The sequence below is a fragment of the Prevotella vespertina genome, assembly GCF_009728485.1.
Taxonomy (GTDB): domain Bacteria; phylum Bacteroidota; class Bacteroidia; order Bacteroidales; family Bacteroidaceae; genus Prevotella; species Prevotella vespertina.
Window position 1 is genome coordinate 372,350 of sequence record NZ_VVIQ01000001.1, and the last position, 15,861, is coordinate 388,210.

Here is a 15,861-nt window from a genome sequence, read left to right on the forward strand (position 1 = left end):
GATAAAAGATGGTTGAAGATATTTACGATCCACTCGATGAGTACATCAATGTCTTTCGTGACAAGTTTAAGAAGGTTAGTGAAGAAACCTTTGAGGAGTTGGCTCGTGAGGCTGCTATTGATGTAGAAGCCAATCGAGAGACGTGCCGGAAGGTCTATGATAATGAGACAGTCTTGGCAGAAGTAAAGAATCGGATTACATGGTGGACGGTTCTTTGTGTTGTGCTATGGTTGCTCGTGATTGGCGGAGTATTGGCGATCTTGGCACAACATGAGAACTGGCCAATAGAGAATCTTTTAATAGCTGGTGCCGTGTCAGTACTCTCGCTTGTCTTTTTGTTGATGAAGGTACACCCGAGGTTGTCTGATCTCAAGCATGAACGGAATAATATTTCGGCTATACTTTCCCGTTTGAAGGAAGAGGCGTGGAGCCAGATGGCACCGCTGAATAGGCTCTATGACTGGGATGTTCTGACGAGAATGATGTCGAAGAGTGTGCCTAGACTGGAGTTCGATCCTTATTTTACGACCCAACGTCTAGCCGATTTACGCAAGAGTTATGGTTGGGATGATTCCTTCAATGCAGAGCGTTCTGTTGTTTATTCCCATTCTGGACTAATCAATGGAAACCCCTTTGTTATCTGTCGAACACGTAAGATGGAGATGGGAACAAAGACTTACTATGGCTCAAAGACTATTTATTGGACAGAGACGGTGACGGATGGAAATGGTAATAGGCGGACGGTGCAACGTTCGGAAACCTTACATGCTAGTGTGACGGCACCTTATCCAGAGTATTTCGAACGAACAAGGCTCATCTATGGTAATACTGCTGCGCCTGACTTAGTGTTCTATCGCAAACCAAATGGCTTGGCAGGCAAAGAAGGCTCGCTACGTTTTAAATGGGATAAGTACCGCTTACATCGTAAAGCACGTAACTTGAAAGATGGTTACTTTGCAATGCTAACAAATGAGGAGTTTGAAGTTGCCTTCAATACAAGTAATCGAAATAATAATCAGCAATATGCTTTACTCTTTACGCCATTAGCTCAACAGAGTATGATGAAGCTATTGCAGGATGAGGAAACAGCCTTCGGTGATGACTTCGACTTTAACAAAGCTAAGATGATCAACGTCATTATGGCGCATCACATGCAGGACTTAAACCTCGATTTGAACCCTAGGCAGTATCAAGGATTCGATTATGATAAGGCACAAGAGGATTTTCACAGAATCAATGCAATCTATTTCCGTGCTATATACTTTGCTTTCGCTCCCTTACTTTGTGTGCCTATGTATCAACAGATACGTCCGCAGTCAGCAATTTATGGTCAAGACATGCAACAGAAGAGTTCGTTCTGGGAGCATGAGGCATTAGCTAATTTCTGGGGGCAAGATCATTTCAAACATCCCGATTGTGTTACGAATTGCATCTTAAAGACAGAAGAGAAACAGCAAGGGGATGGCAGCACGCTATTGACAGTGACGGCTTATGGTTACCGAAGTGTGCGTCGCCTAACTTATATTAGTAAATATGGTGGCGATGGTAGGTATCATAATGTACCCGTGGAATGGGATGAATATCTACCTGTAGCTGGTAATGGGCGTATTCTTATGCGCGAAGATAATACACAAGAAGAAGCAAATATTTCTCAGAAGCAACGTTTAAATCATATTGGAGAAATACTTCAGAAAAGCCATCTAGACCTCTATCGACGGCATATTGCTTCGAAGGTATAAAAGGGAAACCATATAATTGTTCGCGAAGATTCTCGATTTTCTTCGCGAACAATTTCGATTTTCTTCGCGAAGAATTTAGAGTGCCTCTTATTGCAATATAGTAAAGGTAAAATAAAAGAACGATAGAAGTTATGGTTTCTATCGTTCTTTGTTTATGTAAGGAGAGGTTTTGATTAGAACTAAAGAGTGTGTGTTAAGTTCGATAATAAGGTCGAAAACAAGTAAACACATAAACTTTCAGGTGCTGACAGCTATTCTTTAAATAATTGAAGGGCATAATCAAGTTGAGTGTCTTTCCCTGATAAGAAGTCGTTAACCTTCATTGGTACCAAATAGTTCGGGCTTATTCCTTTCCCTTCTAATGGGAATCCTTTGGGAGAAACACCAGACGAATGTCCTACAGGAAGTCGATAGAATATTCCGTGTGATGTCTTAAAAAGACAAATAATACCGCCTGTATCACCAGCTGAAGATGTACCAACCAACAAGGCATCACCACTTTCTTTCATTGTAATGAGAAAAGTCTCAGCTGAAGAACAAGAATAATGACCCATCAAGATGATTACTTTTCCCTTATAGCTGTTAGTAGAAGGAGATATTGTAGACCCATTCCAAATACGTCGTTTACCCTTTATTAAGTTCTGCGCAATATTATCTCCTATCCAACTGTTACCTCCACCATTCTGACGCACATCAACTATCAAGTATGGGAGTTTGCTTAGATGCTTCAAAGCTTTGGTGAATTCAGTGTCAGCATTATCTTGCATGCTTTTCACGTTTATATATCCAACCTTTGAAGAAATCGTTCCCCAAGTTACGTTTTGTTCCTCTGCCTTTGTGGGAACAGACTTAGATTGCAGATGAATGGTGATAGTTATTGGTTTTCCATGGCGAATAATGCCAAGTGTCTTTATAGGACTTGTATAACTACAGAGTATAGTCAAAGCTGATAGTAGATAGCGAGTGGCATCTGTCGAAGCTGAGACATATTTGCTATTATGCATCACCCATTTATTTGTAGGTACACCATCAACAGTTATAATCTCGTCTTTATCTTGCAATCCAGCCTTTATAGCAAAGACTGAAGGATGATTAACAAACACACGATTCCCAATGACAATGATATTATCCCCTTGTATGAACCAAGGATATAGTATGCTTTCATTATTTGCATGAGTGCATTTCAAATTGGCAAAGAATTCCATTATAAGTAATGAATAAGCCACTTTCGATTGCATGGTGTCAATTCGTTGAAGGCAAGTGGTGTGAATCGAATCAAGGTTGATGTGTTTCTTAGTAATATATGGGTATTTCTTTTTGACCTGTTCGAATATCTCTTCGAAATCACTTCGGAAGTCTTTTGGATTAACAGGTATATTGTCTGCTGTGAATTGTTGAACCTCATCCCAGTCTGCATGCCCATGCGTTGGATACCATCTATTTAGAGCAAACACTGCAAATATAGATACTATTAATCCAAAGGTAACAATCATCAATACAACAGACTTCTTCATAATGCACTTATGTAAAAGTAATGTAATACTAAATCGGTTCATAAGTGAGAAAGCTTTGATTGGTCATAGACTTCCTTTTGAAGCTAAAATATGAGTTTTAAGTACTTCATACGTTAGACGAAAGGATTTATGAAAATCAGCTTCTAGTTTTCTCTAATGAACCGATTTGAAGATTTATAGAGTATCTTTATAACTTCTCACCATAGCACAAGTCACCAGCATCACCGAAGCCAGGAACAATGTACTTATGCTCGTTCAATCCTTCGTCAATTGCTGCACACCAGATGGTGGTAGAGTCTTCAGGGAAAGTTTTGCGGATATGTGCGATACCTTCTGGTGTAGCCAAAAGACAAGCAACATGCACATGACGAGGAGTTCCCTTTGAAAGAATAGCCTTGTAGCCTAACTCCATAGAACCACCAGTAGCCAGCATAGGGTCTGCGATGATAAGTGTCTTACCATTGATGTCTGGTGTAGCAAGATATTCAACGTGAATACCTACCTCGTGATGTGCAGCGTCTTTATACTCACGATAAGCACTGACAAAAGCATTGCCGGCATGGTCAAATATGTTTAAGAAACCATTATGGAAAGGCAATCCAGCACGGAAAATAGTTGCAAGGACAATCTTGTCTGTTGGTATATTGACCTGTGCGGTACCTAATGGAGTAACAACATCCTTTGGTTCGTAGTTTAGTGTTTTAGAGATTTCAAATGCTTCAAACTCTCCAATACGCATCACGTTGTTGCGGAAGAGTAAGCGATTCTTTTGGTAGTCTTTGTCACGAATCTCAGCCAGATATTGGTTGATGATGGAGTTCTGTTCCGAAAAATTAATGATTTCCATTTTCTATCTTAGGTGTTATAAGCAAGAAAACTTGCAACTTGCTGTACAAAATTTCGGCAAAAGTAAGAAATAATCTGTAGGTTTGCAAAGTCTAATTTGCAAATGTACACGTGCCTAGAATAATTTTAGTAACTTTAACCATAAGGCAGAATACTTTGATACTTTTTCTATTCGTTTATTTGTTCGTACTTAATAATTATATTACCTTTGCGGTGTCTTTCAATGAGACATCGTGGTAAGGTAAACATTAATTTTCAACTAAATACATTTATAACGAAATGGCAAAGTTTGATAAGAGCGTACTTGAGAAGTACGGAATTACAGGTACAACAGAAGTACTTTACAATCCTTCTTATGAGGTATTGTTCAATGAGGAAACAAAGGAAGGTCTTGAGGGCTATGAGAAGGGTCACGAGACTGAGCTTGGTGCAATCAATGTAATGACTGGTATCTACACTGGTCGTTCTCCTAAGGATAAGTTCATCGTTGATGATGAGAACTCTCACGATACAGTATGGTGGGATTCTGAGGAATACCATAACGACAACCACCGTGCTTCTAAAGAAGCTTGGACAGCTGTTAAGGACATCGCTAAGAAGGAGCTTTCTAACAAGCGTCTTTTCGTAGTTGATGGTTTCTGTGGTACTCACAAGGACACACGTATGAAGATTCGTTTCATCGTTGAGGTTGCTTGGCAGGCTCACTTTGTAACAAACATGTTCATTCGTCCAAAGTCAGAGGCAGACTTCGATCAGGAGCCAGACTTCATTGTTTACAATGCTTCTAAGGCTAAGGTTGAGAACTGGAAGGAGCTAGGTCTTCATTCAGAGACTTGTGTTATGTTCAACGTAACATCTAAGGAGCAGGTAATCGTTAACACATGGTATGGCGGTGAGATGAAGAAGGGTATGTTCTCTATGATGAACTACTTCTTGCCATTGAAGGGTATGGCTTCTATGCATTGCTCTGCTAACACTGACATGAATGGTGAGAACACAGCTATCTTCTTCGGTCTTTCTGGTACTGGTAAGACAACTCTTTCTACCGATCCAAAGCGTAAGCTCATCGGTGATGACGAGCACGGATGGGATGACAAGGGTATCTTCAACTACGAGGGTGGTTGCTATGCTAAGGTTATCAACCTTGACAAGGAGTCTGAGCCAGACATCTATGGCGCTATCACACGTGATGCTCTCCTCGAGAACGTAACAGTTGACGAGAATGGTAAGATTGACTTCGCTGATAAGAGCGTAACTGAGAACACTCGTGTTTCTTACCCAATCTACCACATTAAGAACATCCAGCGTCCTGAGTCTCAGGGTCCAGCTGCTAAGCAGGTAATCTTCCTTTCAGCTGATGCATTCGGTGTATTGCCTCCAGTATCTATCTTGACTCCAGAGCAGACTAAGTACTACTTCCTCTCTGGTTTCACAGCTAAGTTGGCTGGTACAGAGCGTGGTATCACTGAGCCTACTCCAACATTCTCTGCTTGCTTCGGTCAGGCATTCTTGGAGCTCCACCCAACAAAGTATGCTGAGGAGTTGGTTAAGAAGATGCAGCAGAGTGGTGCTAAGGCTTACTTGGTTAACACTGGTTGGAATGGTACAGGCAAGCGTATCTCTATCCGCGATACTCGTGGTATCATCGACGCTATCTTGAACCACTCAATCGACGCTGCTCCAACAAAGCAGATTCCTTACTTCGATTTCACTGTTCCTACAAAGCTCGAAGGTGTTGCAACTGAGATCCTCGATCCACGTGACACTTACGCTGATGCAGCTCAGTGGGATGAGAAGGCTAAGGACCTCGCAGCTCGCTTCATCAAGAACTTCAAGAAGTACGAGAACAACGAGGCTGGTAAGGCTCTCGTTGCAGCTGGTCCACAGCTCTAAATCTTGTAGTTACTGGATTGTAACTAATACGATAAATATAAGCCCTATCCGCAGTTACCGCGGATAGGGCTTCTCGTTTAATACATGTACTGTTAATTTGCTTTAGATAGATAACCTTTAATCAAAGAACAAAAATAACTAATAATCCCTTTGTAAATCTACTTTTTTTATTTAAATTTGTCACGATATGAATTAAAAGAAGCCTATTAATGGATAAAGTATAATGTTTAATTAACGTAAGGAGATAATTTTATGAAGAAGATTTATTTTGTATTAATAGCTTTGCTAGCATGTTTATTTACCGCTTGTCACGATAAAGAGGAAGAGAAAATGATAGATGAATTCTTAACTTTTGATAAGGAGGATGTTACTGTTTCAAATGCTTCAAACTCGTTTATACTTTATGCAAAATTTGGTGATTGGCGTGGCATAGATAACATAACGTTTATACAGGATGGCGTAAAGAATATGGTTGTGCCTGATTTCGTTGGTGACAAAGACCAAGATCCTTCAGAGAAATATCACAAAGGCGTTCTGAATAACTGGTCGGCTGACTGGATAGTAGTGCAACAGACGAATAATAGCAAAGAGATGAAAGTGTATGTAAAGACGAATCGTAGTCACAAGGAGCGTACTGCTATACTTTCTGTAGACGGAGTGTATAGTAAATGCTCAGTAAAAATAACGCAGTTAGCTACTCCTAATTAAAACTTCCTGTGTTCTTTTTATATTTATACCAAAGAGAGGATGTGTCAAATAGGCACATCCTCTTTTCGTTACGGCTAATATGGATTGATGTAACCTAATACTTACACCTTGCTTTGCCCCCTCTCTTCGTCTTGATATTAGCTTTTAGCTTTAACAGGAGCTAATATCGTCATACTTACATACGCATTCTGTGTTTAGTTTATGCGTATCTTGTTTTATTTTTATACGTATTGCGCATTTGCGGAATACGTATGTTTTTGTATTATCTAAGCGTGATAAAGTATTATCAGACTTAGATAAAGTATTATCAGACTTAGATAAAGTATTATCAGACTTAGATAAAGTATTATCACACTTAGATAATTAATTATTACGCTTAGATAATAACGCTGGATGCGTACAAAAGCAATGCGGAACCAATGAAAAAACAATCGGAAAGCAGGGAAAAAGAATGGTAATACATATATCTTTCGTTATTACTATTTATTCTTTAAGATTGCTACGGGGGGCGCTGATCGCGTACGGGCGTTGCTGTCGTCCTCACTTTGGTACTTGGGCGCGTTCCCTTTCGATATTGACGATTCTAATAGTCTAGAAATACGAATCTTCTATATAATACTAAACAAACTTAAAAATCTGATGTATAAATCCATATTTTACATAATTAACCCCGTAAAAGATGTTTAGTCTGAAGATTTCTGATTAAATTTGCAGCTAAATTCAATTATTAGTATCTGATGCGTAATAAGATATATACTCTTGTAGGCCTTGTATTGGCAACTTTGATGATGACATCTTGTCTGAAAGATGATGACAATGATGATAATGGCTCAAGTTTTAGAGATACAGCTATAACAGGGTTTACTCTGGGGCAGCTGAAAGTAAAACGTGATACGCTTACGAAGTCTGGGAAGGATAGTACTTTCTATGCTAAATATGAAGCAAAGAATCTTAGGTTCTATATTGACCAAGCGCAGGGGCTGGTTTACAATGTGGACTCCCTGCCTTATGGAACTGATGTGGCGCACGTTTTGGCTACAATAACAACCAAGAACTCTGGTACAGTTACAATCCTTTCTCAACAAGGAGATAAGCAGACTTACTTTTCTCCGAATGATTCAATCGATTTCACTTCTCCCCGCTCGTTCCGTATCTACTCTAATGCACGGGATACTTATCGTGATTATAAGATATCGGTGAATGTGCATAAGCAGAAGGGCAATGTGTTCTCTTGGGTAAGTATGCAGGGTAATAGTAATTTCGGTGCTTTCACGGCGATGAAGGCTGTAAGTACTAAGGATAAGATATTTGTGTTTGGAACGGATGGAACACAGACGAAGGGATATGTGACGGCGCAGAATGATGGTAATCATTGGGCTTTGTTGTCTCAGTCTTTCTCTGCACATGCTTATCAGAGCGTATTGGTCAAAGAGAATAAGTTATTTATCTTAGATAGTGGACGAATCCTTAGTTCTACTGATGGTAACGCTTGGACTCAAGTGGGTACGAATACGAACTTGAAGCAGTTGGTGGCTGCATCTTCTTCGGAGCTATTCGCTTTGACAACAGCTGGAAGCTTAGTTCGTTCGCAAGATAATGGGGCTACATGGAATGTTGAGACTCTCGATGATAACGCTTCTCTTCTCCCTGTGAGCAATATCAATTATGCCTTATTGAGCAACAATGACGCTGATGATATGAGTCGTGTCTTGCTAGTAGGAACAACTGCTAGTGGGAATAAGACAGTTACTTGGACAAGGCTTTCCTATAAGAATCGTCCAACAGCAGACGATACTTGGAATTATGTAGAGAATGCAGCAACTAAGTTCCTATTGCCTGCTTATCGCCATCTTACAGTTGTTAATTATGATGGTGCTGCGCTAGCTATGGGCGTGGATAATAGTGGCAAATTCGGTTCAATGTTATTGTCTCGTGATGCAGGAATTGTATGGAATAGCGATAAAGATTTTAGCTATCCACTGAATGCACAACCCGCTAATACATTTACAGCAACGGTCGACGCAGATGCTTACATTTGGATGATTAGCGGTAGTAAGGTTTGGCGTGGAAGGCTCAATAGAGTGGGTTGGAAGTTGAATCAAGAGCGTGCTGCAGAGTAAGTTCTAAGGCTGAGTAAGATGAAAAAGACCATCATTAGCGTTCTTCTCCTTTTAGTAACAACATCTTTGTGGGCACAGAGTGACCCTGAATATAAGATGGAGTTAGGAGCGGGTGTTGGCTTGATGGGCTATCTTGGCGACTTCAATGAGTCTTTAACAAAAGACTTGCAACCAATGGGGACGATGCTTGCCAGATATAATTTCAATCCTTATATGGGGTTGAAGATGAATGTCTCTTTTGGCAAGATGAAAGGTTCTTCAGCTGATGCGAAGACCTATTATCCTCAATTTGCCACGACACCTTATCTATTCAATAACTCTTTGGTAGATGTAGGCGTGGCTTACGAATATAACTTCTTGCCATATGGAACGGGTAAAGATTATCGTGGCGCACAACGTTTGTCACCTTATGTAACAATAGGACTGGGTGCCACGTATGTTAAGATAGAGAATGGTAATCGTAGTTCCGCATTCTCGGCTAACCTTCCTATTGGCGTTGGCGTTAAGTATAAGGTTGGCGATCGAACGAATATCGGACTAGAGTGGGCGATGCATTTCTCACTCTCTGACGAACTAGATGGGCAAAGAGATCCCTACGGAATAAAGAGTAGTGGACTCTTTAAGAATACAGATAGCTATTCAACACTTCAATTGACGTTCAGCTATAGCTTTATGACCAAGTGCCGAACATGTCACAATGAAGATGAATAAGATGGCTATATAAGGAATAGTAAGAAAGGTTATTTTCTTCATATATAATCATGGTGGAAGAATTAGACATGACACGGATTCCAGAACACATTGCTATCATTATGGATGGTAATGGGCGCTGGGCAACGGAGCGTAATAAGCCCCGTTCTTATGGACATCAGGCAGGAGTGGAGACGGTTCGCCGTATTACTTCTGAGTGTGTACGTCTGGGTGTGAAGTATCTAACGCTTTACACCTTCTCTACAGAGAATTGGAGTCGGCCTTCTGATGAGATTGCTGCATTGATGGGGCTGGTCTTGACTTCTTTAGAAGATGAAATCTTTATGAAGAATAATGTCCGATTCCGTGTGATAGGTGATATTGGTCGATTGCCTATAGAGGTGCAACAGAAACTCAGAGAGACGGAAGAACATACGGCGAAGAACTCTGCTATGACAATGGTTGTTGCTCTTAGTTATAGTTCACGATGGGAGATCACTAAGGCGGTACAGGATATCATTGCTGAAAATCAGGGCAATGAAAAAGTAACGCTACGTCCCGAAATGATAACAGAAGAGTTACTCAGTAAGCACATGCAAACCAACTTTATGCCTGATCCAGACCTTCTAATAAGGACAGGTGGTGAGCTTCGTATTTCTAATTACCTTCTTTGGCAGATAGCCTACTCAGAGCTTTACTTCTGTGATACCTATTGGCCAGACTTTGGAGAATGCGATTTACAGCGTGCTATATATAGTTTCCAAAAGAGACAACGTCGTTTTGGAAAGACAGAGAGACAGATAGAAGAAAACGAAAACAAATAAGTTACGCAATATAGATGACGAAGATAAATAAGGTGTTGATGCTTCTTGCTCTCACTTCTGGAATGACTCTAACGGTGAGCGGACAAGAGAAGATCGTTAATCCAGATATAACTTATTCTGGTAATCCGCATACTTATAAGCTTGCAGGACTGGCAGTCAGCGGTATTGATGGTTATGAGGATTATGTACTTACGGGTATTTCTGGGCTCAGCATTGGGCAGGAGTTGGAGGTACCAGGAACGGCTATCACTGATGCGGTGAAACGTTATTGGAAGCATGGACTCTTCTCTGATGTATCCATCAGTGCAGATTCTATCGTCGGTGATAAGATTTACTTGAGAATTAATCTCTTGCCACGACCACGTATCTCGACCATCAATTACAATGGTTTGAAGAAGAGTGAACGGGATGATATGGAGAAGAAGTTGGGCTTACTGAAAGGTGGTCAGATTACTCCTAATATGATTAGTCGTGCCAAGATACTTGCTAAGAAGTACTTTGATGATAAGGGATATAAGAATGCCGAGATAAATATTCTCCAGCGTGATGATGTTGCGAATAAGAATCAAGTCATACTTGATATTGATGTAGATAAGAAGGAGAAACTAAAGGTTCGCAATATTATCATTGAAGGGAATGAGCAACTTCCAATAAAGAAGATCAAGGGTTCTTTCTTCTCAAAGGGTGCTTTTGCTAAGACACATGAAGTAGGAAAGCTTGGTAATTTACTGAAGTCAAAGAAGTTTACACCCGAGCGTTGGACAGAAGATAAGAAGAATCTCATTACCAAATACAATGAGTTTGGTTTCCGTGATGCCACCATCTTGAAAGATAGTGTGTGGAATGTTGATCCAAAGCATGTGGATATCTATGTAAAGGTAAACGAGGGTAAGAAGTATTATATTCGTAATATCTCTTGGGTCGGAAACACAGTTTATTCAACTGATTATCTATCTCGTTTGCTTGGAATGAAGAAAGGTGACGTTTATAACCAGACTTATCTAAGTAAGCGACTCTCACAAGATGAGGATGCTGTTGGTAATGAGTATTGGAATAATGGTTATCTCTTCTATAGGCTTGAGCCAACTGAGGTGAACATTGTCGGCGACTCTATCGACCTTGAGATGCGTATTACGGAAGGACAGCAGGCACATATTAATCGTGTGAAGATTAATGGTAACGACCGACTCTATGAGAATGTTGTTCGTCGTGAGTTGCGTACAAAGCCTGGTGACCTATTCTCTAAAGAGGCTCTTCAGCGTTCCGCCCGCGAGTTAGCATCAATGGGTTATTTTGATCCAGAAGCTATCAACCCTGTTCCTGAACCTAATTACGAAGATGGAACAGTGGATATCAATTATAATTTGAAACAGAAGTCTAACGACCAAGTTGAGCTTTCTCTGGGTTGGGGACAGACGGGTGTTATCGGGCGAGTAGGCTTGAAATTAACTAACTTCTCAATGGCTAATCTCCTCCGTAGAAACCGTGAACATCGTGGTATTATGCCTATCGGTGATGGTGAGACATTGTCTTTGGGAGCACAGACGAATGGTACTTATTACCAATCTTACAATGTTCAGTATTCAACCAACTGGCTTGGTGGTAAGCGTCCTATCCAATTCAATGTGGGTGTCTCTTATTCAAAGCAGACTGACGTATCAAGTAATTACTACAACCAGTCGCTGTTGAACAACTATAACAATTATCGTTACGGTTACGGAAACTATAATTACAATAGTTATGAAAACTATTATGATCCAGACAAGTACATTAAGTTGTTGAGTGTTTATGCTGGTTGGGGAAAACGTTTGAGTTGGCCTGATGATTACTTCACATTGTCTTTACAGTTGCAATATCAGCGTTATATGTTGCGTAACTGGCGATACTTCCTCATGCCAACAGGCACATCTAACAACTTGAACTTGACTGTAGCACTGAATAGAACATCTACTGATAACCAACTCTTCCCACGTCGTGGTTCAGAGTTCTCAGCATCTTTGACGATTACTCCGCCATGGTCTAAGTGGGATGGTAAGGACTATGCTCACTTGGCAACGAATCCTAATTCGCCTAATTACTCAAAGGAGCAACAAGAGAAGTATCACTGGATAGAGTATCACAAGTGGAAGTTTAAGGCACGAACCTTTACAGCTCTTAGTAGCAGTCAGAAGTGTTTCGTTTTGGTTACTCGTGTTGAGTTAGGTCTATTGGGCAGCTATAACAGGAATAAGAAGAGCCCATTTGAAACCTTCTATATGGGTGGTGATGGTATGAGTGGATACTCTAGTGGCTATGCAGAAGAGACTATTGGATTGCGTGGTTATGAGAATGGAGCACTCACACCTTCATACGAAGTACAAGGTTACGCATACGACCGCTTCTCTCTAGAGTTGCGTTATCCGTTCCTCTTGGGCAATACAACTATCTATGGTTTGGGATTTGTTGAGGCTGGTAATGCATGGTCAGAAACAAGTAAGTTCAATCCATTTGATATGAAACGTTCTGCTGGTCTTGGTGTTCGTATATTCCTTCCAATGGTTGGTATGATGGGTATCGACTGGGCATACGGATTTGATACAGTCTTTGGAAAGAAGGGTGGAAGCCAGTTCCACTTCATCCTTGGACAGGAGTTCTAGGGTTTGATACTTTGCCTATTGATCCTTGACCATTGACCTTGTAATGTTGGTCTTTGAGCGTTGAGAGATTGTTTTCATAAAACAGAAACGTTAGATTTGATTTTAATAATAAGAAGAATGATGAATAAAAAGAAGATATTAAACAGCGTATTGAGGTATGTTTTACCTCTTTACCTTTTCACTCTTTTACCTTTATCAGCCTCTGCACAGAAGTTTGCACTCATTGATATGGAATATATCCTTAAGAATGTGCCAGCTTACGAACGTGCGAATGAGCAGTTGAATCAGGTTAGTAAGAAGTGGCAAGCAGAGGTTGAGGCTTTGAATACAGAAGCTGCAACCATGTACAAGAACTATCAGAATGAAGTAGTATTCCTCTCTCAAGACCAGAAGAAGAAGAAACAAGATGCTATCTTGGCGAAAGAGAAGCAAGCATCCGACCTCAAACGTAAGTACTTCGGACCAGAGGGTGAGCTCTTCAAGAAGCGCACTAGTTTGATAAGTCCTATACAAGATGAGATTTATAATGCCGTCAAGGATATCTCCGATCAGCGTGGATATAGTCTTGTTATTGACCGTTCTAGCAATGCTTCTGGCATTATATATGGGTCACCTAAGGTTGATATCAGCAATGAAGTATTACAGAAGTTAGGTTATGCTTACCAATAATATAAGGTGAGACAACCGATATTCATAGAATCACAAGAACGTTTATAAGAAAACAAAAACATAAACTATTAAAACAATAAAAGCAATGAAAAAGTTATTTTTGATGTTGATGCTCTGTGCACCAATGACCTTGTTTGCACAGAAGTTTGGTCACCTTGATTCACAAGCTCTACTCCAGTCTCTCCCAGAGGCAACAGCAGTTCAGAGCAAGTTAGAGGCTAAAGGTAAGGAATACCAGAAGCAGTTGGAAGACATGCAAGCAGAGTTGCAGCGTCAGGCTGAGGCTTATGACAAAGCAAAGAGCACAATGAATGCAACAAAGCAGGCAGAAACAGAGAAGAATCTGCAGGATATGTATACAAAGATTCAGCAGACTGCTCAGGACAACCAAAAGGCTTTCAATGAGGAACAGCAGAAGCAACTCGGTCCTGTACTTGAGAAAGTTCGCAATGCGATTGCAGCTGTTGCAAAGGCAGGAAACTATGTTTACATCATGGAGAAAGCTAATGGTCAGCCATTGTATATCAATGAGGCACTTAGCAAGGATGTAACAGCTGAGGTTAAGGCTCAATTGGCTAAGATGAAGTAAAAGTATGTACGGGAGTCTTTGCCCGTGTTAATATGCCTCTAGAGAGTCGACTCTCAAGAGGAGATAAGGGTGAGGTCACCGCACGAATTAGTATTCTTGCGTTGACCTCATTATTTGTATTTATATATAGAAGAGATAATAATTAATAGGATGAAAAAGCTATTCTTTTCCTTTGCTTTGATGTTGTTACCACTCTTAGCAGTCGCACAACAAACTACTCCAAGCCTAAAGTTCGGTTACTTTAGTTATGAGAAGGTATTGCACGCAATGGCAGACTATGCCACAGCAACACGTAGTTTGAATGACTTAAAGGCGAAATATGATGCAGAAACAAAGCGTTCGGCTGATGACTTCAACAATCGTTATGAGGATTTCCTTGATGTTCAGCACAAGTTAGAACCCTCTATTCTCCGTAAGCGGCAAGCAGAGTTAGAGGAGTTGATGGACCGCAACATCGCCTTTCGTAAGGAGACAGATCGTCTCTTAAAGAAGGCTGAAGCAGATCTCTATGCGCCTGTTCGTAAGAAACTAGACAATACTGTTCGTGAGATGGGTAAGGAGAGTGGGTACGCCTTCATTCTTAACTCAGACAATAACAACCTTCCGTTTGTGAATACAGCCATAGGAGAAGACATCACAGATGCACTTATCTCTGCGCTTAAGTAGATTGTATTCAAGTGTCTGAAACCATTAATAAGCAAAACGATAGAGCCTTAAAGCCCTATTTAATAACGATTTGATAAAGAGGATAATGTCACAATATTCGCAACAGCCAGGCCCTATTGGCGTGTTTGACTCTGGTTATGGCGGGTTAACCATTCTGCATGGTATCCGCCAGTTATTGCCTGATTACGATTATATCTACCTTGGAGATAATGCCCGTGCACCTTATGGTTCACGTTCATTTGATGTTGTTTACCAATTTACACGGCAGGCTGTAATGAAACTCTTTGAGTCTGGTTGTCAGTTAGTGATACTTGGTTGTAACACAGCATCAGCCAAGGCACTACGCAGCATACAGCAGAATGACTTACCCAAACTCGATCCTCAGCGCCGCGTGTTAGGTGTGATTCGACCTACAGCAGAGGTGATTGGCAAACTTACCCACTCACGTCATGTTGGCGTGTTGGCTACAGAAGGGACAATAAAGAGTCATAGCTATAAGCTTGAAATACAAAAGCTATGGGACGACGTGACGGTGACGGGTATTCCTTGTCCGCTTTGGGTGCCTATCATTGAGAACAATGAAGCAGATACCCCAGGTGCTGATTACTTCGTGAAGAAGCGTATAGACCTTATCTTAGAACGTGATCCACAAATTGACACGCTCATCCTTGGCTGTACGCATTATCCCATCCTCATGCCTAAAATACGGAAGCATGTTCCAGAGAATGTGCAGATTGTTGCACAAGGCGAGTATGTTGCAGAGAGCTTACAAGACTATTTGCGACGCCATCCAGATATGGAGCAACGATGCACGAAACATGGAACTGTGAGGTATCTAACGACAGAGAACCCAGAGAAGTTCAAAGAGAACGCCCAAATCTTCATCCATGAGGAAGTCAATGTGGAGCATGTGGATTTGGAGTAAAGCAATAAAAGCAAGGGGAGTATCGTTAGATAAGAACCAAAA

Annotated in this window: 13 protein-coding genes; 11 read left to right on the forward strand and 2 right to left on the reverse strand. The window is 40.8% G+C overall.

Going from position 1 to position 15,861, the window contains the following annotated elements; genetic code table 11:
* Positions 1–8: 8 nt before the first annotated feature.
* The gene (locus F0475_RS01355; RefSeq protein ID WP_155715055.1) at positions 9–1,739 is read left to right on the forward strand and encodes an MAG1210 family protein; all 1,731 of its coding nucleotides are present in this window, start codon (positions 9–11) and stop codon (positions 1,737–1,739) included.
* Between the two features lie 251 nt (positions 1,740–1,990).
* Here F0475_RS01355 and F0475_RS01360 read toward each other — a convergent pair whose 3' ends face one another.
* Both F0475_RS01360 and upp read right to left on the reverse strand, forming a co-directional pair.
* Positions 1,991–3,295 carry a S41 family peptidase gene (locus F0475_RS01360; protein ID WP_155715056.1) on the reverse strand — a complete coding sequence of 435 codons (1,305 nt, stop codon included), beginning with the start codon at positions 3,293–3,295 and terminating at the stop codon, positions 1,991–1,993.
* A 145-nt stretch (positions 3,296–3,440) separates the two neighbouring features.
* Positions 3,441–4,100, reverse strand: a complete 660-nt coding sequence (upp, locus tag F0475_RS01365; RefSeq protein WP_155715057.1) for a uracil phosphoribosyltransferase — start codon at positions 4,098–4,100, stop codon at positions 3,441–3,443.
* 278 nt (positions 4,101–4,378) lie between these two features.
* On the opposite strand from upp, the gene pckA reads away from it, so the two are divergent.
* The 10 genes from pckA to murI all read left to right on the forward strand — a co-directional run bounded on the left by pckA (position 4,379) and on the right by murI (position 15,819).
* Positions 4,379–5,992, forward strand: coding sequence for a phosphoenolpyruvate carboxykinase (ATP) (gene pckA, locus F0475_RS01370; protein ID WP_009434377.1), 1,614 nt, complete (start codon positions 4,379–4,381; stop codon positions 5,990–5,992).
* Between the two features lie 252 nt (positions 5,993–6,244).
* Entirely contained in the window at positions 6,245–6,700 is a 456-nt protein-coding gene (locus F0475_RS01375) for a BACON domain-containing protein (RefSeq protein ID WP_155715058.1), read from the forward strand.
* Between the two features lie 737 nt (positions 6,701–7,437).
* Positions 7,438–8,820 (forward strand): DUF6242 domain-containing protein, encoded by a 1,383-nt coding sequence (locus F0475_RS01380; protein WP_155715059.1) that lies wholly within the window; start codon positions 7,438–7,440, stop codon positions 8,818–8,820.
* 18 nt (positions 8,821–8,838) lie between these two features.
* Positions 8,839–9,531 carry a type IX secretion system protein PorG gene (gene porG, locus F0475_RS01385; protein WP_155715060.1) on the forward strand — a complete coding sequence of 231 codons (693 nt, stop codon included), beginning with the start codon at positions 8,839–8,841 and terminating at the stop codon, positions 9,529–9,531.
* 50 nt (positions 9,532–9,581) lie between these two features.
* Positions 9,582–10,334, forward strand: a complete 753-nt coding sequence (locus F0475_RS01390; RefSeq protein ID WP_009434370.1) for an isoprenyl transferase — start codon at positions 9,582–9,584, stop codon at positions 10,332–10,334.
* 14 nt (positions 10,335–10,348) lie between these two features.
* Positions 10,349–12,970, forward strand: a complete 2,622-nt coding sequence (locus tag F0475_RS01395; RefSeq protein ID WP_155715061.1) for a BamA/OMP85 family outer membrane protein — start codon at positions 10,349–10,351, stop codon at positions 12,968–12,970.
* A 120-nt stretch (positions 12,971–13,090) separates the two neighbouring features.
* Positions 13,091–13,639 carry an OmpH family outer membrane protein gene (locus F0475_RS01400; protein ID WP_155715083.1) on the forward strand — a complete coding sequence of 183 codons (549 nt, stop codon included), beginning with the start codon at positions 13,091–13,093 and terminating at the stop codon, positions 13,637–13,639.
* Positions 13,640–13,724: 85 nt separating this feature from the next.
* Positions 13,725–14,228: an OmpH family outer membrane protein gene (locus tag F0475_RS01405; RefSeq protein ID WP_004383130.1), complete on the forward strand. Its 504-nt coding sequence runs from the start codon at positions 13,725–13,727 to the stop codon at positions 14,226–14,228.
* Positions 14,229–14,378: 150 nt separating this feature from the next.
* Positions 14,379–14,894, forward strand: coding sequence for an OmpH family outer membrane protein (locus F0475_RS01410; protein ID WP_009434339.1), 516 nt, complete (start codon positions 14,379–14,381; stop codon positions 14,892–14,894).
* Positions 14,895–14,979: 85 nt separating this feature from the next.
* Positions 14,980–15,819 (forward strand): glutamate racemase, encoded by an 840-nt coding sequence (gene murI, locus F0475_RS01415; protein ID WP_155715062.1) that lies wholly within the window; start codon positions 14,980–14,982, stop codon positions 15,817–15,819.
* Positions 15,820–15,861: the final 42 nt, after the last annotated feature.

Excerpts from the sequence above, each read along its gene's own strand:
- upp (WP_155715057.1), bottom strand. The coding sequence starts at position 4,100 with ATGGAAATCATTAATTTTTCGGAACAGAACTCCATCATCAACCAATAT.
- F0475_RS01360 (WP_155715056.1), bottom strand. The coding sequence starts at position 3,295 with ATGAACCGATTTAGTATTACATTACTTTTACATAAGTGCATTATGAAG.
- F0475_RS01400 (WP_155715083.1), top strand. The coding sequence starts at position 13,091 with ATGAATAAAAAGAAGATATTAAACAGCGTATTGAGGTATGTTTTACCT.
- F0475_RS01380 (WP_155715059.1), top strand. The coding sequence starts at position 7,438 with ATGCGTAATAAGATATATACTCTTGTAGGCCTTGTATTGGCAACTTTG.
- F0475_RS01355 (WP_155715055.1), top strand. The coding sequence starts at position 9 with ATGGTTGAAGATATTTACGATCCACTCGATGAGTACATCAATGTCTTT.
- F0475_RS01375 (WP_155715058.1), top strand. The coding sequence starts at position 6,245 with ATGAAGAAGATTTATTTTGTATTAATAGCTTTGCTAGCATGTTTATTT.
- F0475_RS01390 (WP_009434370.1), top strand. The coding sequence starts at position 9,582 with ATGGTGGAAGAATTAGACATGACACGGATTCCAGAACACATTGCTATC.
- porG (WP_155715060.1), top strand. The coding sequence starts at position 8,839 with ATGAAAAAGACCATCATTAGCGTTCTTCTCCTTTTAGTAACAACATCT.
- F0475_RS01405 (WP_004383130.1), top strand. The coding sequence starts at position 13,725 with ATGAAAAAGTTATTTTTGATGTTGATGCTCTGTGCACCAATGACCTTG.
- pckA (WP_009434377.1), top strand. The coding sequence starts at position 4,379 with ATGGCAAAGTTTGATAAGAGCGTACTTGAGAAGTACGGAATTACAGGT.
- F0475_RS01410 (WP_009434339.1), top strand. The coding sequence starts at position 14,379 with ATGAAAAAGCTATTCTTTTCCTTTGCTTTGATGTTGTTACCACTCTTA.
- F0475_RS01395 (WP_155715061.1), top strand. The coding sequence starts at position 10,349 with ATGACGAAGATAAATAAGGTGTTGATGCTTCTTGCTCTCACTTCTGGA.
- murI (WP_155715062.1), top strand. The coding sequence starts at position 14,980 with ATGTCACAATATTCGCAACAGCCAGGCCCTATTGGCGTGTTTGACTCT.